The organism is Alteromonas sp. ISO5 (genome assembly GCF_058105165.1).
Window position 1 is genome coordinate 4,392,441 of the sequence record NZ_CM176572.1, and the last position, 22,372, is coordinate 4,414,812.

General features: G+C 46.5%; 29 protein-coding genes and 1 pseudogene. 17 read left to right on the plus strand and 13 right to left on the minus strand.

Annotation, left to right across the window (positions count from 1 at the left end; genetic code table 11):
• Positions 1–55: 55 nt before the first annotated feature.
• Both AC2T0J_RS19710 and AC2T0J_RS19715 read right to left on the minus strand, forming a co-directional pair.
• On the minus strand, positions 56–706 hold the full coding sequence (locus AC2T0J_RS19710; protein ID WP_489807445.1) for a peroxiredoxin: 651 nt from the start codon (positions 704–706) through the stop codon (positions 56–58).
• 240 nt (positions 707–946) lie between these two features.
• Entirely contained in the window at positions 947–1,561 is a 615-nt protein-coding gene (locus AC2T0J_RS19715; protein ID WP_489807446.1) for a class I SAM-dependent methyltransferase, read from the minus strand.
• Between the two features lie 113 nt (positions 1,562–1,674).
• Here AC2T0J_RS19715 and AC2T0J_RS19720 point away from each other — a divergent pair.
• Together AC2T0J_RS19720 and AC2T0J_RS19725 are read left to right on the plus strand one after the other, a co-directional pair.
• A pseudogene (locus AC2T0J_RS19720) lies at positions 1,675–1,803 on the plus strand (IS30 family transposase); the annotation flags it as partial.
• Positions 1,804–2,180: 377 nt separating this feature from the next.
• Positions 2,181–2,633 carry an Rrf2 family transcriptional regulator gene (locus tag AC2T0J_RS19725; protein WP_489807447.1) on the plus strand — a complete coding sequence of 151 codons (453 nt, stop codon included), beginning with the start codon at positions 2,181–2,183 and terminating at the stop codon, positions 2,631–2,633.
• 437 nt (positions 2,634–3,070) lie between these two features.
• Here the strand turns inward: AC2T0J_RS19725 and AC2T0J_RS19730 are convergent, their stop codons facing one another.
• Both AC2T0J_RS19730 and AC2T0J_RS19735 read right to left on the minus strand, forming a co-directional pair.
• On the minus strand, positions 3,071–3,688 hold the full coding sequence (locus AC2T0J_RS19730; protein ID WP_489807448.1) for a DUF4272 domain-containing protein: 618 nt from the start codon (positions 3,686–3,688) through the stop codon (positions 3,071–3,073).
• Positions 3,689–3,790: 102 nt separating this feature from the next.
• On the minus strand, positions 3,791–4,555 hold the full coding sequence (locus tag AC2T0J_RS19735) for a hypothetical protein (protein WP_489807449.1): 765 nt from the start codon (positions 4,553–4,555) through the stop codon (positions 3,791–3,793).
• A gap of 227 nt (positions 4,556–4,782) precedes the next feature.
• Between AC2T0J_RS19735 and AC2T0J_RS19740 the strand changes: the two genes are divergently transcribed.
• From AC2T0J_RS19740 to AC2T0J_RS19755, 4 genes are all read left to right on the plus strand, one after another.
• On the plus strand, positions 4,783–5,511 hold the full coding sequence (locus AC2T0J_RS19740) for a phage integrase N-terminal SAM-like domain-containing protein (RefSeq protein WP_489807450.1): 729 nt from the start codon (positions 4,783–4,785) through the stop codon (positions 5,509–5,511).
• A complete protein-coding gene (locus AC2T0J_RS19745) occupies positions 5,495–5,737 on the plus strand; it encodes a tyrosine-type recombinase/integrase (protein WP_489807451.1) in 243 nt (80 codons plus the stop codon). Before AC2T0J_RS19740 ends, AC2T0J_RS19745 begins: the two co-directional genes overlap by 17 nt.
• An 80-nt stretch (positions 5,738–5,817) precedes the next feature.
• Complete coding sequence (locus AC2T0J_RS19750) at positions 5,818–5,961, plus strand: hypothetical protein (RefSeq protein ID WP_489807452.1); 144 nt, start codon at positions 5,818–5,820, stop codon at positions 5,959–5,961.
• Positions 5,962–6,096: 135 nt separating this feature from the next.
• Complete coding sequence (locus AC2T0J_RS19755; protein WP_489807453.1) at positions 6,097–6,261, plus strand: hypothetical protein; 165 nt, start codon at positions 6,097–6,099, stop codon at positions 6,259–6,261.
• Positions 6,262–6,269: 8 nt separating this feature from the next.
• Here the strand turns inward: AC2T0J_RS19755 and AC2T0J_RS19760 are convergent, their stop codons facing one another.
• On the minus strand, positions 6,270–6,455 hold the full coding sequence (locus AC2T0J_RS19760; protein WP_489807454.1) for a hypothetical protein: 186 nt from the start codon (positions 6,453–6,455) through the stop codon (positions 6,270–6,272).
• Between the two features lie 174 nt (positions 6,456–6,629).
• On the opposite strand from AC2T0J_RS19760, the gene msrP reads away from it, so the two are divergent.
• The 4 genes from msrP (at position 6,630) to AC2T0J_RS19780 (ending at position 10,433) form a co-directional block, all read left to right on the plus strand.
• Complete coding sequence (gene msrP, locus AC2T0J_RS19765; protein WP_489807455.1) at positions 6,630–7,631, plus strand: protein-methionine-sulfoxide reductase catalytic subunit MsrP; 1,002 nt, start codon at positions 6,630–6,632, stop codon at positions 7,629–7,631.
• Positions 7,632–7,685: 54 nt separating this feature from the next.
• Positions 7,686–8,264, plus strand: a complete 579-nt coding sequence (gene msrQ, locus AC2T0J_RS19770; protein ID WP_489807456.1) for a protein-methionine-sulfoxide reductase heme-binding subunit MsrQ — start codon at positions 7,686–7,688, stop codon at positions 8,262–8,264.
• 189 nt (positions 8,265–8,453) lie between these two features.
• Positions 8,454–9,830, plus strand: coding sequence for an MBL fold metallo-hydrolase (locus AC2T0J_RS19775; protein WP_489807457.1), 1,377 nt, complete (start codon positions 8,454–8,456; stop codon positions 9,828–9,830).
• Between the two features lie 219 nt (positions 9,831–10,049).
• On the plus strand, positions 10,050–10,433 hold the full coding sequence (locus AC2T0J_RS19780; RefSeq protein ID WP_489807458.1) for a hypothetical protein: 384 nt from the start codon (positions 10,050–10,052) through the stop codon (positions 10,431–10,433).
• Positions 10,434–10,527: 94 nt separating this feature from the next.
• On the opposite strand, the gene AC2T0J_RS19785 is transcribed toward AC2T0J_RS19780, so the two are convergent.
• Complete coding sequence (locus AC2T0J_RS19785; protein ID WP_489807459.1) at positions 10,528–10,926, minus strand: rhodanese-like domain-containing protein; 399 nt, start codon at positions 10,924–10,926, stop codon at positions 10,528–10,530.
• 121 nt (positions 10,927–11,047) lie between these two features.
• Between AC2T0J_RS19785 and AC2T0J_RS19790 the strand changes: the two genes are divergently transcribed.
• Positions 11,048–11,989, plus strand: coding sequence for a helix-turn-helix domain-containing protein (locus AC2T0J_RS19790; protein WP_489807460.1), 942 nt, complete (start codon positions 11,048–11,050; stop codon positions 11,987–11,989).
• Position 11,990: 1 nt separating this feature from the next.
• On the opposite strand, the gene AC2T0J_RS19795 is transcribed toward AC2T0J_RS19790, so the two are convergent.
• Together AC2T0J_RS19795 and AC2T0J_RS19800 are read right to left on the minus strand one after the other, a co-directional pair.
• A complete protein-coding gene (locus tag AC2T0J_RS19795) occupies positions 11,991–12,176 on the minus strand; it encodes a hypothetical protein (RefSeq protein ID WP_489807461.1) in 186 nt (61 codons plus the stop codon).
• A 212-nt stretch (positions 12,177–12,388) separates the two neighbouring features.
• Positions 12,389–12,613, minus strand: a complete 225-nt coding sequence (locus AC2T0J_RS19800) for a hypothetical protein (protein ID WP_489807462.1) — start codon at positions 12,611–12,613, stop codon at positions 12,389–12,391.
• Between the two features lie 390 nt (positions 12,614–13,003).
• Between AC2T0J_RS19800 and AC2T0J_RS19805 the strand changes: the two genes are divergently transcribed.
• The 6 genes from AC2T0J_RS19805 (at position 13,004) to AC2T0J_RS19830 (ending at position 18,462) form a co-directional block, all read left to right on the plus strand.
• A complete protein-coding gene (locus tag AC2T0J_RS19805; RefSeq protein ID WP_489807463.1) occupies positions 13,004–13,363 on the plus strand; it encodes a deoxyguanosinetriphosphate triphosphohydrolase in 360 nt (119 codons plus the stop codon).
• A gap of 145 nt (positions 13,364–13,508) precedes the next feature.
• Complete coding sequence (locus AC2T0J_RS19810) at positions 13,509–13,901, plus strand: YchJ family protein (RefSeq protein ID WP_489807464.1); 393 nt, start codon at positions 13,509–13,511, stop codon at positions 13,899–13,901.
• A 284-nt stretch (positions 13,902–14,185) separates the two neighbouring features.
• Positions 14,186–16,018 (plus strand): M2 family metallopeptidase, encoded by a 1,833-nt coding sequence (locus AC2T0J_RS19815; RefSeq protein ID WP_489807465.1) that lies wholly within the window; start codon positions 14,186–14,188, stop codon positions 16,016–16,018.
• 560 nt (positions 16,019–16,578) lie between these two features.
• Positions 16,579–17,007 (plus strand): Zn(2+)-responsive transcriptional regulator, encoded by a 429-nt coding sequence (zntR, locus tag AC2T0J_RS19820; RefSeq protein WP_489807466.1) that lies wholly within the window; start codon positions 16,579–16,581, stop codon positions 17,005–17,007.
• A complete protein-coding gene (locus AC2T0J_RS19825) occupies positions 17,004–18,239 on the plus strand; it encodes an SO_0444 family Cu/Zn efflux transporter (protein ID WP_489807467.1) in 1,236 nt (411 codons plus the stop codon). The genes zntR and AC2T0J_RS19825 overlap by 4 nt, the downstream gene beginning before the upstream one ends.
• Before the next feature lie 64 nt (positions 18,240–18,303).
• Entirely contained in the window at positions 18,304–18,462 is a 159-nt protein-coding gene (locus AC2T0J_RS19830; RefSeq protein WP_105935811.1) for a YqaE/Pmp3 family membrane protein, read from the plus strand.
• A 101-nt stretch (positions 18,463–18,563) separates the two neighbouring features.
• Here AC2T0J_RS19830 and AC2T0J_RS19835 read toward each other — a convergent pair whose 3' ends face one another.
• Genes AC2T0J_RS19835 through AC2T0J_RS19855 form a run of 5 tightly spaced genes read right to left on the minus strand, consistent with a single transcriptional unit; the run spans position 18,564 to position 22,338 of the window.
• A complete protein-coding gene (locus tag AC2T0J_RS19835) occupies positions 18,564–18,743 on the minus strand; it encodes a hypothetical protein (protein ID WP_489807468.1) in 180 nt (59 codons plus the stop codon).
• A complete protein-coding gene (locus AC2T0J_RS19840) occupies positions 18,740–19,036 on the minus strand; it encodes a hypothetical protein (RefSeq protein WP_489807469.1) in 297 nt (98 codons plus the stop codon). The genes AC2T0J_RS19835 and AC2T0J_RS19840 overlap by 4 nt, the downstream gene beginning before the upstream one ends.
• A gap of 19 nt (positions 19,037–19,055) precedes the next feature.
• Positions 19,056–20,552 carry a tryptophan halogenase family protein gene (locus AC2T0J_RS19845; RefSeq protein ID WP_489807470.1) on the minus strand — a complete coding sequence of 499 codons (1,497 nt, stop codon included), beginning with the start codon at positions 20,550–20,552 and terminating at the stop codon, positions 19,056–19,058.
• 14 nt (positions 20,553–20,566) lie between these two features.
• Positions 20,567–21,592, minus strand: coding sequence for a cupin-like domain-containing protein (locus tag AC2T0J_RS19850; RefSeq protein WP_489807471.1), 1,026 nt, complete (start codon positions 21,590–21,592; stop codon positions 20,567–20,569).
• Positions 21,593–21,612: 20 nt separating this feature from the next.
• Entirely contained in the window at positions 21,613–22,338 is a 726-nt protein-coding gene (locus AC2T0J_RS19855) for a SapC family protein (RefSeq protein ID WP_489807472.1), read from the minus strand.
• Positions 22,339–22,372 lie beyond the last annotated feature (34 nt).

Below are 22,372 nucleotides of genomic sequence, written 5' to 3' on the forward strand. Positions count from 1 at the left end.
CCTAACTTTCGAATTCGGTGGCATGAACTTCATGCCACCGGCTTGTGATTTTTAGTTACAGCGCTTTTTTACAGAAGTACCAGTCAACATAGTTGTAGCCTGCTGCTTCTCTACTTTCTGCATCTTCGATAGTGTGTGGGGGTGGTACAATGACTTCTTCACCAACCTTCCAGTTTTCAGGGGTTGCACAGCTATTCGCATCACTGGTTTGTAGTGCTTCAACAAGTCTTACAAACTCGCTTACTGCGCGGCCGTTGCTCATTGGGTAGTAAACCATGGCACGTAAAATACCTTCAGGGTCGATAATGAAGGTTGCGCGAACCGCAGAGGTATCACTTGCGCCAGGCTGAACCATGCCGTACGCCTTAGCCACTTCCATAGATAAATCAGCAATGATTGGGAAAGGGATCGTTACGCCAAATTTCTCTTTAATGTTTCGAACCCAAGCAATGTGCGAGTGCGTACTGTCAATTGAAAGCCCAAGCAGCTCGGTATTAAGAGAAGCAAACTTGTCAGCCGCGTTAGCAAAGCCAATGAATTCTGTCGTACATACTGGTGTAAAGTCAGCAGGATGAGAGAAAAGCACTAGCCACTTACCTTTGTAATCAGAAAGTGATTTTTCACCGTGCGTTGTTTTTGCACAAAAATCTGGTGCAGGACGGTTTAATTGTGGAAAAGTTACGTTGTTTTGAGTTTCTGTTGTCATGATAAAGCTCTCTTCTGTCTAAATGTGTATTTAACTTACACATTAAATATATGTGAATATATTAGAATAATCTAATCTAATTATTTGATTGTTAGCATTGGATTAGTTGATTGTGCTTAAAGAAATTACAACAATGCACCGTGAAGCGTATGCGTTACTTTGTTCATCTTACTGATGTCAGTGAGTAATGGTAGCGACTCAAAACTGTTCAATTGATTCGTTAAACGAAACAGAATTCACTTAGTTCTTCTTGCCAATATATCTCAGGACATTGCTAAGACCATTATGATATTGACCTTCACTCAAATTTACCTGACACGTATCCAGATAGAGAGTTGAAAAATCTGAAAAGTCTCTTTCAATAGTTTCACTTGTAAAGAGCATACTCGTATCTTTAGGACCACCAACATCAGGATTTTTATTTTGATAATGTTGATGCTCATCATGGAAGGCCTCAATAATGATGAGCCCATCACTTTTCAAAGCCTTCGCAACTTTTCGATGGCAAAGATGAAGTATATTAGCGGGAAAGTGGGCGAATATAAGTGCGGCGATGTCATAACTGCTTTCTTCTAGTTGAGCATCCTGAAAATTGCCAACCTCGTAACGAATAGACACACCTTCACTCTTTGCTAAAGCCAGCGCTTTAAGCGCTCCTTTCTCGCTGATATCGAAGGCTGAAACTTCTAGCCCTGCTTTAGCCGCGAATACTGCATTCCGTCCTTCTCCTTCACAAGGAAGTAGAATTTTTCCTTCTGGCTGATATTTTGTGAGGGCCTCTGCGAAAAAGGTGTTTGGCTCTTTACCATACGCATACTCTGTAGTGCTGTAGCGTTCATTCCACATATCTTTCATAATTTTCTCTCCCGAATTCAGATAATAAGTGCACCACTCATGGTTAATGGGTGACAGACTATCAACTGCCTGTTGGTGGTATTCTAACGTCGCCAAACAATTAGAGTATTACCATGAGTTACAAGCCGTTGATCGAGGGACAACGATACCAGATCGAAGCCTACCTACGCGAGGGTTTCAGTTATCGGGAGATTGGAAAGAGATGGTTTGGGGAATGGCGGGCATTAGATAGGCCCGTGAAAGGTAAACAGCAATGATGGAAGGTATGGCAAATAAAATAGACGCTTTAACGTCAACTAAACCTTACCTGGAATACCTTACCGCGCCGAATGCTGCTGTAGCCCCCACAATAAGTAAAGAATAGCCGGTGGCGATGCCTGGCGTAACGCCCATCAATAAACGAGGATAGGCACGATAAGGATTGAGCCCCCTCCGCCTATTACGCCTAATACCATTCCCATCAGCAGCGATGTAGCCAAGAATAATCATACCGACAACTTATTTCATTTTAATATAAGTTATTACCAAACCTATATTAAAGTGCATTCTAAATATATATTTAATTTTTGTGGTGCGGTAAAATCTTATCGATTAAGTCAATCGTTTTTTCTAGATATCTATGAAAATCAATACTTTTACCAATCTAGCATTTCGTGTTTTGATCTATCTTTCGCTGCGAAAAAATAAAAATGTAAAAACTAGTGAGATTGCTGACGCCTATTTTGTGTCTTTCAACCATTTAAAAAAAGTGATTACCATGCTCATTGAGCATGGCTACGTCATTAGTATAAAAGGGCGCGGAGGCGGCATTAGGTTGGCAAAAGAGGCCAAACTAATAAACTTGGGCGAGGTTTTCAGGTTAACAATAGAAGATGTGGCGTTGGTTGAGTGCTTTGCCTCTCCAACTAACAGGTGTGTAATTTCGCCAGCGTGCCGACTAAAAATCATACTTCAAGATGCAACAAGCAAGTTTATTGCTGAACTCGATCAATATTGCTTGCACGATTTAGTAGAAGGTAGAGAAGGCGCGCTTGCCATGCACTTAGCGATAGACGCCATTGAGTTAAAATAAAGCGTTTTTACAATACTGCTGGCGTAATCATATACTTTATGATGTGGCTGCTACTTAAGCACTCTAGCACCGACAAGATTGTTGAGGCGTGGATTAATTGTCACGTGCTGGAAATTTTCATCTGAATAGGCCACTGGGTGGCTTTATTGTGGAACAAACTTAACGTTTTAGGTCAGACCAGAACTCCGGCAACGTGGAACAAGTTTTTTTAGCTTCTGATTAAACTTTTGAAAATATTCATGCGTTATCATTGGCTGTACTTCCCATACACAATCTGACAGTTACACCGACGATTGAACTGCCGCTTCGAGGTACACAGCCGACCTATAGCTGGAGATGACTGACCTCAATAGACAAACAATGGACATTCAAAGCCTTGAACACGGGCCGCCTGAAGCGCAGCGGAAACTTTGTCCCTGTGCCTGCGATTGTTAGGGCTAGGTATCCATTGGCACTTCATCCCAGTCCTCCTCAACACCATAAGCCCAATCAATGGCTTTTCGTCGCTCTGAGACAATGCTTTCACTCAGATCGCATTCTCGCCCAGCAAGTCGGCAGTTTCTCACATACCAGTGCATTCTATAAAGCAAGTCTGACTGCGCTTGAATTTCGGTAACCGGTCTCAGCTTGGCACTTTTAATGAATTCACTCGGATCTATTTTGAATGGAATCTTTTGGGCTAAATCGTTATCATAGTGACGAAAGTGGTCGAGTTCAACAAGGCCAATGCACCATGCTAGGGCCTGGGCACATTCCGTTTGCCAAGACATATCTACTTTGTCTTGGTCGCCAATAACTTCTTCGCGAAGCAGTCTTTTTTCGCGTTCGCTTACGAAGGACATTAGGTCGTACTTTTGAAGTTGCTCCGAAAGATCGCTACCTTTTGCACCAAAACCGAGACCAATGACATAAGCGAGAGCACTGAGCCTTCCAGCTACGTCTTTCGCGCTTCTTGGCGTGACCTCATCCATCCCCTGAATTGTCGGAAGATGCGCAGGCACTTCGATACCGACCGAAGCAAGGTAGTTTGTGGTTCTGGATGTAAATTCTTCCATACTCTTCTTTCAGAGAGCCCTAACGCCTAAATAACGGGTTTAAAAGCTTGGCTAAAATTCGTGAGGTACGAGCGAAGCCAAGCTTTTTAAATCCCAGTTAACTTATTTGTTAGGTTTAAAGTCCTCTGTAGATACGACAACGTTTTGCGTGTCAGCTGGCTCTGCACTATGTGTACTAATGAAACCTCCGCTACCAATATCCGCAGAAGGTGGTGGTTCAGGTACTTTAAGTTGTGGAGCTGGTTCAGCTTGCTGAGAAGATTGGTTATCGTTGCTATCTTTACCTTCGTTACTCATGACTTTAACTTCCTTTGGTTGTGGGTTAGATACTACGTCGACTAGAGTCACTGCACTTGCAAAAATCGCCAAACAAAAAGAAGCGATTAGTATCCAAGATGTAACTCTTAATAATTGAGCTCTTTTTTGGTTTGTTTTGAAATTATAAGCATATGCCTGATCTACTCGGGATATCAGATGTGTCAGGAATGCCCCATAAACTTTAGTATCGGTTTTGACTAATTCGTCATAAGCAATTTTACTAAACTCACCCCAGCCTTTTTGTGGAATAGCCATATACCCCTTTCGTGCAGGTATTGAATACAAACATATTCCAAATCCCACGCAAGCTAAAATAAATGCGAAAGTACCTATAACTACAGAGCAAGAATGACTGACAATAAAATTTCCGAATTTTTCAAAGGCGGCTGCATAAACACCAATTAACGCAGCCGAAACCCATAAATATGCACGGCCAACAGTAACCTGATGCCTGTTAATTTCTACATATGCTGAATAATAGTCTTTAGTGGCTCCTTCTAGCACTTTTTCTAAAGATTTTTCATATCCATCATAATCAGGTTCAGCCATATTTACTCCATTAAACCTAACATTTAAATGATGCGGACCCGAAGAACCGCATATTAATTTTTATCATACTGGACTAACTCACGCTATCCCTTGCTGTGACTGCGCTGGCATCGCTTAATATTTTGCGAACCTACTTATATGCGAACCACGATTCGCATATAAATGAATCACTATCATCATAGTACAGCTTTACGCTTCCAAGTCATACACTTAGAGGTTCGCAAAACATGGACCACAAAAAAATACGAATCGCTGAGTCGGGGCAAAACCTTATTAACCGGATTTCCTTTACCGTTAACAGGCTGGGATACAGCAAAAGAACGGAGCAAACCTACCGCTACCGGATAAAGTACTTCCTTAATTATAATCGGGCTACACCTACCCAAGACCTTTGTACAGCGCACATCAACCAGCTTCTCCAACATATTTCAAAGCGCAAAAATTCAGCTACGACGCTAAACGCAGCCATTAACGCAATTAATTTCTTTTTTAAGCATGTTTTGGAACGGGAGATGGGACAGCTTGACCCGACTCCTCGCCCTAAAACGCCAACAAATTTACCTGTTGTCTTTACCCATCCGGAGGCCATGAAAATATTACGTGCGATGCAGGGAACGCATCGCCTCATGGCATCCTTACTCTATGGCTCTGGGCTTCGGATAAGTGAGTGTGTTCAACTGAGAGTAAAAGACGTGGATTTAACCCTAAAAACCATTCATGTTAAATGCGCCAAAGGTAGGCAAGACCGTGTCACACTATTCTCTGAGAAACTCATCCGGCCACCGTCTCAACAAATAGAATGGAGGAAATCACTGCATGATTACGACTTAATTCAGGGTAAAGGATATGTTGAGCTACCTAATTCATCGCGGAAGAAATACCCAGCCGCAGAACAATCACTGGGCTGGCAATATGTGTTCCCTTCTGTCATATCAAGATATGGACAAAACCTTTAACGTCGAGCGTCGCTGGTATACATCAACTCGTACATTACAAAAGGCGGTTAAGAAAGCGATTCAGATTGCCGGAATACACAAACACGGCGGTTGCCACACATTTCGCCAGACATTTGCGACTGAACTTTTACGCGCTGGATACGATATCCGAACTATTCAGGAGTTACTGGGGCATACACCGATGCAAACTACGCAAATATACACGCATTTAGGCCTCATGAAGTAACAGCAATGTATTTGATATTGTCCATAAAACTATAACTTGTCCTTATACATGACAATGGCCAACTATACTTGCTTGCGCCAATGACCAATTTCCGCTCAGCAGCAAAAGCACTTTGGAATACCGCTTATAAAAACAAGTTTTACACCCGTCAAACCGTCGAAGAAGCAGTGGATATCGTTTATGAGCGGGCCGGCAAAACTGAGCAGGATACAGAGTTAGTGTAGAGTGTTGCGCACCTTCAGGGTTCTGCGTTTATCTATGCGTCGCACCACGATAAAGTCACCCCTGCCGCGGCATAGCTGCAGTTAAAGCGCGAAGGATTACAGCTTATAACCTACCCGCAGGTGAGTCATCCGGAGATGGTCGCCTTACAAAGACAAGAGTTATTACAGGACGTTACTGCCGACCTGCTCGGGCGCACCATTACCTCTGCAGACACCGATATCATTGGCATATTGTATAATGCCAACGACGCTGAATGTCTTAACCAGCTACCCGCTGAAAATGACGAATCAGAGGAGTAGCAACCTTATTAATGCAAGGCCAGTTTAACCACATTTAACTCGCTGGTTTCTGATGATGACGGCATCGCTTTAGCGTCTTCAACCATTACAGCCATGGAGTCCAGTACGTCTAAAAATTCTTTGAGTTGTTCCGGGTTTAATTGCGCAGACAATGATTCGATTTTTGCAATTAATGTTTTGGTTGGCAGTCTCATAAGCGTCAAATTTCTGTGGTTGTAATGTGTATAGTGATTAACTATCAAGTTCCTTGCCAACTTAGAGCAAATACGACTAACCCACATAGTCAGTGACAAATGAGTGAAATTATTTTGTGCTTAATGCGGTCTAAGTACGTAACCAGAGATATTAGTTTTAGCAAATCAGGCATTATGACTAAACGATTTAAACCATCACAAACTTTCAAAAGCAGCGAAATTACCGACGAAACGGTATTCTCATCGCGGCGCAACCTGCTTAAATCCATGGGGTTTGTTGGCGCTGGCGCGCTGTTAAGTGGCTCCGCAACGGCCCGTGGTTGGTTCGATGATGATGACAAGCCGGCATTCAAGGCCGAGCCGCTGGACTTTACCCGTAACGAAAGCGTTTCCACCGACGAGACTATGACGCCTTATGCAAAAGTCACCTCGTACAACAACTTTTATGAGTTTGGAACCGGTAAGGATGATCCGCTAGAAAATGCTCAGTCTTTGCAGGTTGACCCCTGGTCACTGAAAATTGACGGTATGGTACGTAACCCCATTACCCTGAGCTATGACGACATCCTTAACAAATTTCCCCTTGAAGAACGGGTTTACCGATTGAGGTGCGTTGAGGCCTGGTCAATGGTGATCCCCTGGCTGGGTTTTGAGTTGAATAAACTACTTAAGCTGGCTGACCCGCTCGGGTCGGCTAAATACGTGGCGTTTAAAACCCTTTACGACCCGAAACAGATGCCGGGCCAACGCAATCCGTTTATAGGTGGCGGGATCGACTACCCTTATGTGGAAGGTCTGCGACTCGATGAAGCCATGCACCCGCTATCTCTTATGTCTGTTGGCGTGTATGGTAAAACCCTACCACCGCAAAACGGCGCGCCAATTCGCTTGGTAGTGCCATGGAAGTACGGATTTAAAAGCATTAAATCCGTAGTGCAAATAACCCTGACCGATCAGGAGCCGCCAACGACCTGGAATCGTCTGGCTGCTCACGAATATGGCTTTTATGCCAACGTGAACCCGAATGTGGCCCATCCACGCTGGAGTCAGGCCAGTGAGCGACGGATCACCAAGGGCGGCCTGTTTTCACAAAACCGTATCGATACCGAAATGTTTAATGGTTATCAGGAAGTCGCCCCGCTGTATACCAACATGGATCTCACCCGCTACTATTAGTTTTTGATGAAGTTACTGAATAAAACTTTAAGGCTGTCTGCGCGACAGATTACGTTGACTAAAGCGCTAATGCATATCGTGATCCTCGGCTGGGTGACTTTCACTTTTTATCTGGGGATCACAGATAACCTCAGTGCCGATCCGGTTAAAGCGCTGATTCATTTTACCGGTATTGGCGCACTGAATCTGTTGCTGATAACTCTGCTTATCAGTCCTGCTGCCCGGTACCTACCAGCACCGGTCTTAATGCGCTTCAGGCGCATGTTGGGGGTTTATGTTTTCGTTTACGCTGTTATCCATTTACTGACCTACATCAGCTTCGAACTGCAATTTGACTGGTCTATGGTGGTGAGTGAAATTATCAAACGCCCGTATATTACAGTGGGAATGGTAGCCTTATTATTGCTGGCCGCTTTAACCATCACCTCTCCTAATAACGTCCGACAGCGTCTTGGCAAACGCTGGCAACCTTTGCATAACACCATTTATGGTGTGGCTTTTCTGGTACTGCTGCACTTTAGCTGGTCGCGTAAAACCGGTTTGCAGGAACCCTTACTTTATTGGGCTATTGCCTTGCTGATATTACTCCCCCGCCTGCAATACCTGAAGCAGCGCCTGAAACGGTCACGCTAATCCCGCAATGCTATGTAAATTTTATATAGGATTAAGTGAATATTTCTTTATTTGCTAAGGAGGCACTGCTTAAAAATACTCTAACAAACTGTTTTTCAAAAACTTTTAACTCGGCATGACATTTGAAAGCTTAGGGTGAAGTGAAACATTCACGTTGTGCACGGCACAACACCAACGAGGAGCTAACCTATGTTTGTTGAATCAGTTAAAACACCGGGTATTGCACATCTTTCGTACCTGATTGGCAGTGACGGCGAAGCCTGTGTAATTGATCCTCAGTTAGACACACACCGTTACCTGGCTCTTGCCGGCCAGCATGAATGCCGGCTCACCACTATCATCGAAACCCATCGCAATGAGGACTTTATCTCTGGCGCCCTGGCCCTGGCCAACCAGACCGGCGCTACCATTTACCATGGTAAAAACGCTGACGAGCCAATTGAGTACGCCCGCCAGGCAAACGACGGTGATACGTTTGAGATAGGTAAATGGACGCTTAAAGTCATCGCTACACCCGGCCATACCAAAGACAGTATTTGCCTGTTGGCTATCGACAACGAACAGGATAGTCAGCCCATCGGTGTATTTACCGGCGATACATTATTTGTCAGCGAAGTCGGCCGCACGGATTTTTATCCCGAGCAAATGGAGAAGATGGCTGGCCAGCTTTATGACAGCCTGCAAACGCTGGCGAAACTGGGTGATGATATCATCGTCTACCCTGCTCACGGCGCAGGTTCGGTGTGTGGGTCAGGCATGGCAGAGCGAGAGTTTACTACCATTGGTATTGAAAAACGGCAAAACCCGGGCTACCAGTGCACCTCTAAAAAAGCCTTTATCGAACGTAAGTTAAAAGAGGATCACTATATTGCGCCCTACTTTACAAAAATGGAGCAGTCTAATATCACCGGGATGGATACGCCTGTTCCAGCCGCTACATGTCAGTTGTTAGCGCCTGAGGCTCAATCCCAATGGCAAAAGAGCGCTGAACGACCCGGCGTACTGATTGATGTGAGAAGTCACGCTCAGTTTCGCGATTGTCATTACCCGGGTAGTCTCAATCTGCCGGGTGATTTACTCAGCGCCTATGGCGGCTGGTTTCTCGATGATTCAACGCCTGTAGCGCTGGTTGCAGATTCTCATCAACAAGCAACTGAAAGCGCCGAACAGTTGTGGCGCATGGGGTACCAGCAGATTTCCGGCTACCTGAGCATGGTACCAAAACCAGAAACCGTTGAAGCTTACCAACGCCAACACGTAAAATCCGTTACAGCTGATAGAGTGGGTAAACGTATTAAAGAACCGTTAGCTCACTGGCAGCTACTGGACGTACGTAAACAAGAAGAGGTCAACGACACCGAATTTAAAGATGCGCAGCACATTTATCTGGGATATTTGCCGGAAAAATATCATCAGTTGGATAAATCGCGTCACTACACACTGGCTTGTGGTAGTGGTAAGCGCGCAACGGTAGCAGCCAGCTACTTATTAGCACAGGGCTTTGAGCAAGTGGATGTATTTATCGGTTCCATGCAGGCCTGGCAGAACTACCAACAAAGAGAATGATAAGCGCTTTGTTGGCGCCACAAAGCACAACCTGACGATAAGGAGGCCGGATGTGTTAGCCTGAGTAGTCTGGACAACTTGATTTATAGAGCGATCACTGCGATATTATTGAAATAACACGGATATTCGTTACTTCATTCACCAGATTTCACGGATTGAATATATGGCAAATCACCCATTATCTTTATGCCGTCCCAACCAGCACTGCCGGGGGCGGATATGCACCTGAAAGGATTCGCCCTGACCTGTGTCTGCGCCGCCATGCTCTATTGGGCTTATCTCATCAGTTCGCCGAGCATCAGTTTGCTGAATAGTTCTGACAGCGACATCGTCCAGGGCTACATTGGTCTGAGCAACGACAAGTTGTCCTTTGGTAAACTACAGGATGGCGAAGATAAAGCACTTTCTTATTCACTGCTGTCGGGCAGCGGCCAATATACCTATTATTTCAGGCTGAGTAACGACACCTTACTGTCCGGCACGTGTGGCCAGTTTAAAAACTTTGAAGTCAGCAAGCGGGTGATATTTCTGGTCAGTGATAAAACAGTAATTTACCAGAATAGCAACAGTGAACCACTCGTCTGCCAAAGCACCCAGGTATAGATGCGCCAGCCGTTGGCTTTCACAACCGCCAGCGCTTCCATTAATGGCAGTCACTTATCAATGCCCTGAAAAGCATCCTTCCCTTACCAGAACTTCATTCGTCACGAGTCAGCTCAAAACCTTCATCTAACCAACCAGTAACCCCACCAATCATTTTTTTAACGGGGCGGCCTAAGCGTGCCAGTCTGATAGCCGCTTTCTCGGTGGCGTTACAATGGGGCCCGGCACAATACACCACAAATACTGTCTCTGCAGGATAAACAGATAATGTATCTTCGTTTATCTGTGCATGAGGCAAAAATGTAGCGCCGTCAATATAGCCTTGCCGCGCCACTTCAACAGCACGCACATCAAGCAATACAAAGTCGGTCAGATTGTTATGCAGTGCATGGTGCACGTCCCAACAGTCGGTTTCGAACTTTAGTAAACGCTGGAAATGGGCTAAAGCTTCCTCGCTGGCCGCGGGTCTGGGGCGAATAACAGTAGATAGCATAATAAAACTCCCTGATTAATAGAAAGTTAATTATCGCTGTTGGATCACCTTACCAAAACTGTCTAATATGACTACTATCGATAATTTTTAGACAAACTCACTATTATCATCAAGGGCTTCTATGATAAAAGTCACCATTCTGCTTTGTGAAACACTGTCGTTATTCGAACTGGGCTGCGCCACAGAGCTATTTGCCCTGCCCCGACCGGAGTTTAAATACTGGTATCAAACTCAGACCGTCACCCTGGGAAACCAAACGCTGGCAGGCCTGGGTAATACGGCTTTTCAGTGCCCTGCTGTTGAGCAACTCCCGGCCACTGATTTATTAGTGATCCCCAATTTTCCGGTTGGTATTGAGCAAATTGATCCGCTGCTAGCCGCGGAAGTACGTCGTCATTATCAGCAGGGTGGCCGGATTATCAGTTTTTGCTCCGGGTCATTTTTGTTAGCCGCACTCGGCTTGCTTAACCAACGCACCGCCATTACTCACTGGCGCTACGCGGACCAATTCAGGCAACGCTTTCCCCACATTACCTACCGAGATGACAGTTTATACTGGTATGACGGCCGCATCGGCTGCTCGGCTGGGAGTGCTGCAGCCATCGATTTGGGCATTGCCGTTATTCGGCAGGATTTTGGCTATGAATACGCCAATACTGTGGCACGCCGGCTGGTATTGCCTGCTCATCGCGACGGCGGCCAGTCGCAGTTTGTCCAGAAGCCCCTGGCACCAGCCAATTCTGCCCTGGCAAACGTGCTCGACTGGGCAGTAAAACATAGCGGAAAGGCGTTAACGGTAGAGCAAATTGCCCGCAGAGCCAATATGACCCGGCGCACCTTTGATCGCCACTTTATCCGTCAGTTTAATATGACACCCCATCAGTGGCTGAGCGAACGCAAACTGGAAATAGCCAGGCAACTACTGGAAACCACCCAATTGTCTGTTGAACAAATTGCTGAACAGGCGGGCTTTGATAATACCGTGACCCTACGGCACAATTTTAATAAATATCTGTCGGTGTCACCGTCGAAATACCGCCAGACTTTTCAACATGGTCGGTAAATCACCTTCCCTGTTGAAACACAAGTTGTGATTTTTCCCACCTGAAGATGCCAAACCAAAATCCGGCTTCCAGTAACATACCTAGAATTACCAGTAACACAGTGCCTCTGGCAAACCCCGCCTGATAACAGAGCAAGGCGCCCAACAGCAGTGCTGCCAGCAATATGATACGTTTAAAAGTCGACATAAAATTGCTCCCGTAGGTTGTGCCCTTACTGAGTAAAGCAACTAAACCTTGTTTATACAATTAGCAAAATGTAACCAAGGGTAACCCGCATTCCTATCAGCGATAAGTATCCCGACCAATCTCACAAACACACATTACATTAAGCAAAGACGTTGCTGACAGTAGCTAAATCTGAAACGGGCTATCAGAAAATGAGACCGACAGCATCAAGATCATAATTTTGTGTATGTATTGTACAGGCCCTGCAACCACATGATCACGTTGTGTTCAACGCCTCTAGCCACCATAGGGCGAATATTATGCTGCTTAACGTCGGCAGATAAGCGCTGCCAGACAATAGAGCCAGTCTCACCTTGTTGCTCTACCGTCGCACAGAACACCTGACGCTTGCCCCCTAATGGCGTCCCTGATGAAGGATCAACATCAGTAGAAATCACTACATGCCGGGGATTTTCTGGCTCTAACGTAATTAACCCTGTACAGCTCGCTTCACGGTCTTATAGCCGACTGCCTGCATAGGCAATTTCACGGTCATGCCATTGTTTACCGTCCCACGAAGCCAGACGATTGGTATCAAAATAAGACGTAATGCCCTGCTTGCGAATCGCATTTAATTGGGAAAATCAAAAATAAAATAACAAAGAATGGCTGTAGAGCATGTATTTAACAGAGATCATTTCTCATCTTATTGGAAACGTACGCAAGAACAAGAAGAAGCAACACTCGGTCTGACAGGATCGATTAAAAAAGTAGCAAAAAAACTTGCATGTTGTTTTATACAGTATTACTGTATATCCATACACTGTATAAATTAACAGGAAACAATCATGACGATGGCAACCACAACATTTGAGACTGAAAGCAACATCCTGCAATTTCCTCAGCGCGTGGCGAAACGAGCTTCCACGCAAAAAGGCTGGTCATATTTGTTATCAAATTCCGTGGCTTTTCAAAAAGATGTCGACTACGCCATTCGCATACAGAAACCAGACCAGGAAAAAGTACCAGCCTGGATCCGCCGTCTGATTACCAGTGGGCAGTGCCGTTCTATTTATGTTGAAGATCTCATTCTGACGCCAGAAGAGCGGGTTTCTATTAAACAGTTGTGTGAACAATATGCAGTGTCGTTAGTGGCCGTTTCAGTAAATGACAAGGCGGCCGGTAATATCTTGCAAGGTCCTTGGTAAAACAGGCGTCTCGCCTTACACTACTGGCATTACCATTAAACAGGATTAGCCGGTGTTGTGTTTTTGTTGTAGTAATAAGCCTTACATTGAGTGTTGTGAACCTAAGCATTCCGGAGCAACAATAGCAGAATCAGCACAAGCCCTGATGCGCTCTCGCTTTAGTGCATACTGCTTAAATAACTGGGCCTATATTTTAAAAACTTACGCCAAAAAACAACGCGCCTCATTGAGTGAGCAAACGTTAGAAGATAGTGCTTCAGGCACCAAATGGCTGGCTTTATCAGTGGTAAGTCCGTCACCCGACGCACAACAAAGTTCCGCCACAACGGATCAGGTAGAATTTAAAGCCTATTACGCCATTAACCATAAACCATACCTGATGCACGAAACCAGCGACTTTGTGGTGGAAGATAATGAATGGCGTTATACCACAGGTACCATGCACAGTGATTCCGGCTTACTCCGAACGGGCCGCAACGATCCCTGCTTTTGTGATAGCGGCAAAAAGTTTAAGCAGTGTTGTTTAAAGCGAATGTAGCTGCGCCTGCCGCGTTACCAATCATTCCCACATCATAATTTCGTATTCACACTTTTGCCCGCATAGACAACCCCAACATATTGTTCTGCCATCCCGGTACCGCACTCTTTTGCTAACTGCTCTGTATCACTTGGCTTTATTCGGGAATGTGATTACAGTGGTAGCAGTGCTGAAAGAAGTATACACCTTGTTTGTTAGGGCTCTTTCTGCCTGAAATTATTACAATATAACAACAAGGGAATTTCCCCTACAAAAACGGTAATTCCCAAAACAAGAGAAGCCTTATGAAAATGACCCGTCTTTCTTTGGTTTCACTGGGTCTGGTTGCCACACTTAGCGGTTGTCAGCCAGCCAGCGAACCACCACAGGAAACCACCGAGACATCGCCATTGTATACCGCCGAAGATGCGGCGATGTTTGTTGATGCAGCCCAGCGTGAAATGGAGAAGATGCAAGTACCGGCAGCAAAGGCAGCCTGGTTATATGCCACCAATATCAACGAAGATACGGCCACGGTGAATGCCTATATTTCTGAACTCTATTCAAACCGGGTATCCGAGCTGGCCAAGCAGGCGGCAGAATTTAACGAAGTGGAAGTCGATGCAGATCTGCGACGTAAACTTGACCTCATGCGAACCTCGCTGACCATGCCACCGCCGGCTAGTCCGATGAAATCAGAACGACTGGCACAAATTAGTTCAGAACTGGATGGCATTTATGGTAAAGGAAAATACTGTCGTTCCGAGAATGACTGTATCGGTCTGGTCGATATGAGCGCAGAAATGGCGACGTCCCGCGACGCCGATCTGCTACTGGAATACTGGAAAGGCTGGCGCGAAGTATCTGTCCCCATGAAAGATCTGTATGCCGAACAGGTGGTGATCGCCAATGAAGGTGCAGCAGAACTGGGCTTTGCCAACGTCAGTGAGCTGTGGCGCAGCAAGTATGATATGCCTGCCGATGACTTTCCGGTTGAACTGGACCGTTTATGGAGTCAGGTGAAGCCCTTGTATGATGCCCTGCACTGCCATGTCCGAGCTGAGCTTGGCGAATACTACGGAGAAGACATAGTCCCTCAGGATAAGCCTATCCCGGCCCACCTACTGGGTAATATGTGGGCACAGAGTTGGGGTAATATTTACGATTTGGTAAAACCCGAAGAGCCTATGGAAGTCCCCGACGTAACCGGTGCATTACGCGATCAGGACTACGATGAAATTAAAATGGTTAAACAAGCGGAGTCATTCTTTTCCTCACTGGGCTTTGAACAATTACCAGAGACTTTCTGGGAACGCTCTCAGTTCAGTAAACCTGCCGATCGGGATGTGCAATGCCATGCTTCGGCCTGGAACGTCGATGATAAAGACGACTTACGCATTAAAATGTGTATTCAGATTACCGGCGAAGAATTTAACGTGATTCACCACGAACTGGGCCACAACTATTACCAACGCGCGTACAATCAGGAGCCGCTGTTGTATCGCGGCTCGGCTAACGATGGTTTCCATGAAGCCATTGGCGATACCATTGCACTGTCAATTACGCCAAAGTACTTAAAAGAAATTGGGCTGATTGATGAAATCCCCGATCCGTCCAATGATATCGGCATGCTTCTACAGACAGCCCTGGATAAAATTGCCTTTATTCCGTTTGGTTTAATGGTTGACCAATGGCGCTGGAAAGTGATGGCCGGTGAAGTTGGCCCGGATGATTACAATGAGCTATGGTGGAACTTGCGCGAGAAATACCAGGGCGTGATGGCGCCGGTAGCCCGCGACGCCCAGGCTTTTGATCCCGGTGCTAAATATCATGTACCGGCCAATGTGCCCTACACCCGTTACTTCCTTGCCCACATACTACAATTCCAGTTTCACAAGGCTTTGTGCGACATAGCCGGAGATGAAGGTCCACTTAACCGCTGCTCTATCTATGGTAGTAAAGAAGCCGGTGCTGCTTTGAACACCATGTTGGAAATGGGTCAGAGTAAGCCCTGGCAGGAGGCACTACAAGCCCTTACCGGCACAGACAAAATGGACGCCAGCACCATTGTTAATTACTTCCAGCCACTGAAAACCTGGCTGGATGAGCAAAACAAAAACCGCCAGTGCGGCTGGTAACATAACACCACAGGCCGGTATTTATACCGGCTTGTTCATTCAGGGCAAAACATTGTGGCCTATTCACTATCCTTACAACGTTACGTCCGACGTCGTAACGGCGTGCCTCTGGGCTCGCCTGACTCACTTAAAAATATGCTCACACGTTGATTAGGAGCAGGATTTTACGATGCTTTCTGGCCATACTGGAACCCTATCTGGAGCTACTATTTGTCCCGCTATGTAATGAAACCGGTGAACACCGTAGCCCCCTCATGGCTGGCCATATTGTGCACATTGATATGGGTAGTGGTTTCTTACATGATATTGCTATATCGCTGGTTAAATGGGTAATAACCTGGTTATCTGCGCCCTGATTCGGCACTCTTAGTCTGCTGGTGATTGCCGGTAAAGTTTACCGAATTCGTTATGACAGCATTGCCTGACCTGGGCGGGCTCTCATTAATAATTCGCAGGTATTGGCGGGATTTATACTGAGCCGGTATTTGCTTGCTGTTCTAACCCAATAAAAAACAGATTATGCTAAGCTTGACTCTGGAGCTAACTCCAGGGTTTACACTATGAGCATGAACACTAAACATTACAAAATCGGCCAACTGGCAAAGCTTACCGAACTCACTGTCGACACCGTGCGCTTTTATGAAAATAAGGGGCTGGTGCAGGCTTCATTACGTTCGGATGCCGGCTACCGGTTATTTTCTGCTGACGATTTAGCCCGCCTGCAATTTATCAAGCGGGCTAAGGCCGTTGGCTTTACTCTTGATGAAATCAGCGAGTTGCTTGAGCTGCGTCTGCACCCCGACGATCACACCTGTGAAGAAGTGAAACAAGTCACTGCGCGCAAAGTCCGGGAACTGGATGAAAAGATTGCTGAACTGGAGAAAATTCGTATGTCACTAAAAACACTGCATACTGCCTGTTGTGGCGGTCCGGAGAGCGCAGAACACTGCTCTATCCTGCAGGCTCTGGATTCCATGGAGGCATCATGAGCGATATCACCCTGTTAACACAAAACTTTTTATTATTATTTATAGAGTCAGCGCCGTGGTTATTACTCGGACTGCTGGTTGCCGGCCTGATGCATGAACTCGTCCCCATCAGTATGTTACAAAAACATATGGGCAGTGCCAGTACTGGCGCTGTGGGTAAAGCGGCAGTGATTGGCGCTCCCCTGCCTCTTTGTTCCTGTGGGGTGATTCCTGCAGCGGTGGGTTTACGCCGCAGTGGTGCCTCGAAACCCGCCACAGTATCGTTTCTGGTCTCCACGCCGGAAACCGGGGTTGACTCAGTATCTGTTTCCTACGCGTTGCTCGGCCCGCTGTTCGCCGTTGTCCGTCCATTTTGTGCCATTATCAGCGCTATCTACGCAGGTATGATGGTGAAGTGGTTCGATAAAGAAGCGCCAGCAACCACGAATACAATCGCTAACACTCAGGCAGCACCAGTCAATACTGGCTGTGGTAATAAAGCAACCGTTGAAGAAAAAACGGCATCCTGTTGCAGCAGTAAACCAACCCAACCGGTAAGCACAACATCCTGCTGCAGCTCCCAAACAACGGAAGCAACCCCTGCAAGCAAAACGTCCTCTTGTTGTGACAGCAATAACAGCTCTGTGCCTCAACAGCATAAACCAGGCTTTACTGAAAAAGTCGCCGCTATCTGGCAGTTTTCCAGCGGCAAGTTGCTTATTGATATTACGGTCTGGTTACTGATTGGCCTGGCCCTGGCTGCCGTAATTCAAACCTGGGTACCTACCGATTTTCTTACCCGCTGGGGCGACGGACTGATTGCCATGCTGGTGATGGCAGTGATTGGTATTCCTATGTATATCTGTGCAACGGCTTCAACCCCTATCGCCGTGGGATTCTTAAGTGCGGGGCTGTCACCCGGTGCGGTGCTGGTATTTTTGCTGGCTGGGCCGGCAACGAATATTTCGACAATGGGTATGATAGCCAAGGAAATGGGCAAACGAACGCTCATTCTGTATATCGTCAGTGTAATGAGCGCCAGTATTGTGCTGGGATATGCTCTGAATCTACTGGTTAATCAGTTTTCGTTGCAATCGTGGATTGCGCTTGGCCAGTCGGCTCACCAACATGGTGATATTTCGCCTGTTTACGCTTTATGTGCCGTAGCGCTCGGTGGTTTAATGCTGAGAAATGGCTGGCAGGCGTTACAACAGAAATTGTCGAAATCATCCCAGGCCAGTTGCTGCCATTAACGATCCAATAACTGGCAAGCCACTTGCAATATTCATGGTTTTACACAGATAAAAGGTAATAACCATGGATATTCTACGCATCTTGTTGTCAATTTTACTGCCACCGCTTGGCGTGTTTCTGCAAGTGGGTATTGGTGCGCAGTTCTGGATCAATATTCTACTTACCCTGCTAGGCTATATTCCGGGCATTGTGCACGCCGTTTACATTATCGCTAAGCGCTAACTGTATTAAGCCGGTTAAAATAGTCACGGTTAATGGGCAATTGCGCCAACAACTTATCGCCATTATGCATAAACTCCCGGCGCTCCTGTTCGATTAACGGCTTACGCAGGATGGTAATGCCGTCCGGCTGCCAGTCCCGGGAGCGTCCCCAAAGCCATATAATACATACTGTTTACTGGCAGAGGAAAAAGTGCCTGGCGAATATTGGTTTCTAACAGACCAAGAAACTGACTTTGCCATAACTGCAACGCCTCCCGCAGGCTGTCACGGCGCTCACTCAACACATAATGCAGTTTATATAATCAATAATTTCATCCCACCGTGCGTCAGTCATCTCATCGTAGCGCTTGCGAAACTCCACCATAGCTACCTGGCTGCCGGATAATTGCTCGGTAATCCACTCTGCTGACTTTTCAATTAGTCCCAGCGCCGTGGCTTCAACCAGATTGACCGCCCTAAACCAGCAGGTGCTGTATGGGATGGTAATACTTATCCTCGCCAGCCAGCGATTCTTGGCCGCAATACTACCGGCAGTTAACCAACCTGCGGTAACACCGCCTACACCACAACCCATTTTTTTGCATGTTGTGACCTTACTTTACCGGCTCGCGTGTCGGACAATACCGGGCAATAAAGTCGGCGTGGGCGGGTAACTTGCCCAACGCATTATTAACCGACTGCTTAAATGCACTGAGTTGCTGTTTTAAGTTGTCGGTCGGTAACATTCGGCTGGCACCGTGATGCTGAGCTGGCATTAGCCCCTGGCCCATCATTACCTGAACCCAGGAGTCCACTCTGAACAGTCCCACATCGTCTGGCCACACGTAGCCATTTTGCGCAAAGATAGCCATTCGGTGAGCCAACGGTTCGGGGATATCCATAGTGCGATAATGGTTCCAGAAATCACTGTCTGCACGTTTGGTCAGGTTGTAGTGCAGAATAATAAAATCGCGGATGGTCTCCATCTCTTTTTGCGTTTCGCGATTATATTGCTCAGCCAGCAATTCATGGTCACTGCTAAACGGGAATAGCTTCATCAGGCGGAAAAGCGCGGTGGTAACCAGGTGAATGCTGGTTGATTCGAGCGGTTCTAAAAAGCCGCTGGCTAACCCGACGGCAATACAGTTTTTATGCCAGGCTTTTTCCCGTCGACCGGTGTTAAATTTAAGATAACGGGGATCGGTGAGCATTTCACCGTCGAGGTTTTGCTTTAGCGTTGCCAGCGCCTCCTCGTCACTTAAAAAGCGACTGCTATAAACTATGCCATTACCCACCCGTGACTGTAACGGAATGCGCCACTGCCAGCCGGCTTTGTGGGCGGTGGCGATAGTATAAGGCTTGGGCGCTTCGGTAGACTGGGTTTGAATGGCGATAGCTCGATCGGCCGCCAGCCAGTGACTCCAGTCTTCAAAACCGACACCGAGATGTTCACTAATTAACAGTCCCCTGAAACCGGTGCAGTCTATAAACACATCACCTTCAATTACAATACCGGTGTCCAACGTCAAACCGGTTAAATTACCGCTTTGGGGCTCGGTATCCACCGACTGAATTTTGCCTTCACAACGGGTAACCCCCGCTGCTTCGGATTTCTTTCTCAAATAAGCGGCATAAGCCGTAGCATCAAGGTGGTAAGCAAAGTTTAGCGACCGATTGCCAATCTTAGTGGCGAACTTATTCGCCTTGGCCGCTTTAAGTTCCAGGCAATACTCTTCCAGACTATCCTGCTGACCATTGGCCGCAGCTTCCATCCAAAACTCATGGAATTCGGCCATCCACGAACGCTGACCAATTTCACCAAAAGAGTGAATATAGCTGTCGCCCTCGGTCGCCCAGTTATCAAACTGAATTCCCAGTTTAAAGGTGGCGTTGGTTGCAGCCATAAACTCACGTTCGTCGATGCCCATCAATTGATGAAAATTACACATGGTGGGAATGGTCGCTTCCCCCACTCCCACAGTGCCAATCTGATCAGACTCAACTAACGTGATATCCAGCACGTTACCTAAACGGGTCACTAAACTAAACGCAGTTAACCATCCGGCAGTGCCGCCCCCGGCTACAACAACACGGGTTTTCTTTTGTACCATCAATTCTAGCCTATTTATCGATTAAGATTATTCAGTAACATTGCGCGTAAACGGCGCGCCGAAAATTCATCCATTCGGGCCAGAGGGCCATGACATTCCGCCGGCAAATGGTCGATGACTTGTTGTCCGTCACCAAACACATAATAGTCAAACAATGCACGCCAGGCGGCTTTTTCCTGGGCCGGTTTGTCGCGCAGGGTAAGTATGCCATGCATCAGCACGTCCATGGGGTTACCAAGATAAGCTTTCGCGGTCATCCACCAGAAGTTAACCATTATGTTAAAGCGGTCGAATGCCCTGACTTCATGCCACCACATACTGGGGTAATACAATCCGTCACCGGGTTCCAGATCAGCGATCCAGGCATTTTCCAGCGCGGTTTTTAAGCGTGGGAATTTTTCAAAGTCAGGGTCGTCCAGGTTGGCGGTGGTAACTACCTGTCCGCCCGGTGTTGGAGACAGTGGACCGGGGTATAAGTTATCCACCTGTTCGGGTGGAAATAAGGTAAAGCGCCGCTTTCCTAATACACAACAGGCAATGTTTTTGGGCTGATCAAAATGCGCCGCCGCCACCGACTCCGTACCGATCCAGATTTTAGGCACTGGCTGGTTATTACTGAATTCCGGATGGGAAAAGTTGAGCGTATTAGTTCTACTTAATTCTGGCAGCCCCTGATCGAATCGCAAGGAATTGATATACAGGTATTCATGATCATCTGCACTGAATCCTGCTTTGATTTGAGCCAACACGTCAGTCAGGCGCGTTTTTTCACTGGTATAATTAAAGCCGGTACAGGTGTCGTTGTAACCAAAGCGCGACTTAATTTCCGCGGGCCCACGGTAGGCCAACAGCGGCTGGCCGGTATCATGTTCAGTAAGCTGCGCCATCGCATGCTCAACCGATTGCCTGCCGGCCTGCACCAGCGGCCAGCCAGCCACCAGCCCTTTTAGAATCACCGGTTTATTTAATGCAAAAAGATCATCAAAAGGAATGTTGTCGGGTGAAATCCCCTCTAACACAAGTACCTGATTGGCCGTCATGGTAATGCGTCCTTAATTAATTACAGTACTGCTGACTTAGCGTTTTTTAGCTCGATGAGACGCTGGAAATTGCCCATAGAAGACAGAATAAAAAATAATGAGCTAAGGATACCGTACTGATTGAGCTTAGCGAGTTGATCCCCCTCAAGGGCACTGAGCTTTTGCTGGTTAATCGTGTAATAGTTGTTCAGGTTAACCTGCTCAACATTACTTAACTTTATCTGAATAGACACCGGTTCTAGCAAATCCAGTTCGTTGATTAGCGTAAATAACGTGTGGTTGTATTGAGCGCCGGTTTCGATGGTTTGCAGTGCCTTTTTGACATATTGCAGGTACTGTGACTCGCCCCCCATCGGCATAAACACGGCTTCGCCCTGGTTACTGTTTACCCTTGCATCATCCATATCAAGGCAGATTTTAGGATCCGTGGGTTCGCCGTTGTCATTTTTGTAGTAGCCAATGCTAAACGGGCCCCGGGCCAGTAATGCCGGCACAAAACGGGTTGTCCATCCGCTTGCGGATAAAAACAGGTTTTCATTTTTTTCCAGCCCCAGAATCGCATGCAGTTGCAGAGTGTCCGACTCTTCACCGCGATAAATAAGGATGGGAAATTCTTTTTGCAATTCAGTGATCTCAGAAGCATAGATCTGGCAACGGTTGACGTTATCACTGGTACTGTTGATGTCACTGACACTGATCTTGATATCAGCGTGATCAACGTTGTTTAAAACGGCAATGTTAGACATAGGAAAATTCGCTAAATAGCTAAGAAAAAACGGT

Excerpts from the sequence above, each read along its gene's own strand:
- AC2T0J_RS19825 (WP_489807467.1), top strand. The coding sequence starts at position 17,004 with ATGAGCGATATCACCCTGTTAACACAAAACTTTTTATTATTATTTATA.
- AC2T0J_RS19740 (WP_489807450.1), top strand. The coding sequence starts at position 4,783 with ATGGACCACAAAAAAATACGAATCGCTGAGTCGGGGCAAAACCTTATT.
- AC2T0J_RS19710 (WP_489807445.1), bottom strand. The coding sequence starts at position 706 with ATGACAACAGAAACTCAAAACAACGTAACTTTTCCACAATTAAACCGT.
- AC2T0J_RS19830 (WP_105935811.1), top strand. The coding sequence starts at position 18,304 with ATGGATATTCTACGCATCTTGTTGTCAATTTTACTGCCACCGCTTGGC.
- AC2T0J_RS19810 (WP_489807464.1), top strand. The coding sequence starts at position 13,509 with ATGCGCTCTCGCTTTAGTGCATACTGCTTAAATAACTGGGCCTATATT.
- AC2T0J_RS19730 (WP_489807448.1), bottom strand. The coding sequence starts at position 3,688 with ATGGAAGAATTTACATCCAGAACCACAAACTACCTTGCTTCGGTCGGT.
- AC2T0J_RS19790 (WP_489807460.1), top strand. The coding sequence starts at position 11,048 with ATGATAAAAGTCACCATTCTGCTTTGTGAAACACTGTCGTTATTCGAA.
- AC2T0J_RS19815 (WP_489807465.1), top strand. The coding sequence starts at position 14,186 with ATGAAAATGACCCGTCTTTCTTTGGTTTCACTGGGTCTGGTTGCCACA.
- AC2T0J_RS19785 (WP_489807459.1), bottom strand. The coding sequence starts at position 10,926 with ATGCTATCTACTGTTATTCGCCCCAGACCCGCGGCCAGCGAGGAAGCT.
- AC2T0J_RS19775 (WP_489807457.1), top strand. The coding sequence starts at position 8,454 with ATGTTTGTTGAATCAGTTAAAACACCGGGTATTGCACATCTTTCGTAC.
- AC2T0J_RS19855 (WP_489807472.1), bottom strand. The coding sequence starts at position 22,338 with ATGTCTAACATTGCCGTTTTAAACAACGTTGATCACGCTGATATCAAG.
- AC2T0J_RS19840 (WP_489807469.1), bottom strand. The coding sequence starts at position 19,036 with ATGGGTTGTGGTGTAGGCGGTGTTACCGCAGGTTGGTTAACTGCCGGT.
- AC2T0J_RS19745 (WP_489807451.1), top strand. The coding sequence starts at position 5,495 with ATGGACAAAACCTTTAACGTCGAGCGTCGCTGGTATACATCAACTCGT.
- zntR (WP_489807466.1), top strand. The coding sequence starts at position 16,579 with ATGAGCATGAACACTAAACATTACAAAATCGGCCAACTGGCAAAGCTT.
- AC2T0J_RS19750 (WP_489807452.1), top strand. The coding sequence starts at position 5,818 with ATGACCAATTTCCGCTCAGCAGCAAAAGCACTTTGGAATACCGCTTAT.
- AC2T0J_RS19780 (WP_489807458.1), top strand. The coding sequence starts at position 10,050 with ATGCACCTGAAAGGATTCGCCCTGACCTGTGTCTGCGCCGCCATGCTC.
- AC2T0J_RS19715 (WP_489807446.1), bottom strand. The coding sequence starts at position 1,561 with ATGAAAGATATGTGGAATGAACGCTACAGCACTACAGAGTATGCGTAT.
- msrP (WP_489807455.1), top strand. The coding sequence starts at position 6,630 with ATGACTAAACGATTTAAACCATCACAAACTTTCAAAAGCAGCGAAATT.
- AC2T0J_RS19795 (WP_489807461.1), bottom strand. The coding sequence starts at position 12,176 with ATGTCGACTTTTAAACGTATCATATTGCTGGCAGCACTGCTGTTGGGC.
- AC2T0J_RS19725 (WP_489807447.1), top strand. The coding sequence starts at position 2,181 with ATGAAAATCAATACTTTTACCAATCTAGCATTTCGTGTTTTGATCTAT.
- AC2T0J_RS19805 (WP_489807463.1), top strand. The coding sequence starts at position 13,004 with ATGACGATGGCAACCACAACATTTGAGACTGAAAGCAACATCCTGCAA.
- AC2T0J_RS19850 (WP_489807471.1), bottom strand. The coding sequence starts at position 21,592 with ATGACGGCCAATCAGGTACTTGTGTTAGAGGGGATTTCACCCGACAAC.
- AC2T0J_RS19735 (WP_489807449.1), bottom strand. The coding sequence starts at position 4,555 with ATGGCTGAACCTGATTATGATGGATATGAAAAATCTTTAGAAAAAGTG.
- AC2T0J_RS19845 (WP_489807470.1), bottom strand. The coding sequence starts at position 20,552 with ATGGTACAAAAGAAAACCCGTGTTGTTGTAGCCGGGGGCGGCACTGCC.
- AC2T0J_RS19755 (WP_489807453.1), top strand. The coding sequence starts at position 6,097 with ATGGTCGCCTTACAAAGACAAGAGTTATTACAGGACGTTACTGCCGAC.
- AC2T0J_RS19760 (WP_489807454.1), bottom strand. The coding sequence starts at position 6,455 with ATGAGACTGCCAACCAAAACATTAATTGCAAAAATCGAATCATTGTCT.